The organism is Devosia alba (assembly GCF_039938915.1).
Lineage (GTDB): Bacteria > Pseudomonadota > Alphaproteobacteria > Rhizobiales > Devosiaceae > Devosia > Devosia alba.
Genome location: NZ_JBDUUI010000070.1, coordinates 1 through 284, shown reverse-complemented (window position 1 = coordinate 284; position 284 = coordinate 1). Strand labels below are relative to the sequence as shown.

General features: G+C 40.5%; 1 protein-coding gene. It reads left to right on the top strand.

Annotated elements, in window-relative coordinates; all coding sequences use genetic code 11:
- Nucleotides 1-46: 46 nt before the first annotated feature.
- Nucleotides 47-284, top strand: a 238-nt coding sequence (locus tag ABFY71_RS18815) for a Gp15 family bacteriophage protein (RefSeq protein ID WP_347947395.1), incomplete at its 3' end; no start/stop codon positions are given.

The following is a 284-nucleotide window of genomic DNA, read 5'->3' as shown; positions in this document are numbered from 1 at the left end:
AAAAAATGCAGGAAGTAGTCAATAAGTACACGGAGAAGTATACAAAATGACCGCCTATGAGTTGCCCACCTCACTAAATATCAGTGGGGTGGATTTTTCTATCAGAACGGATTTTCGAGTAATTATTGATATTCTGGTTGCCATGAATGACCCAGAATTGGACGAACAGGCGAAAGCTGTTGTTATGTTACAGATTTTGTTTGAGGACTGGCAAAGCATACCCCTGGAACATCTTACAGAAGCTTGTCAGAAAGCTTGCGAGTTTATTGATTGTGGTCAATTCG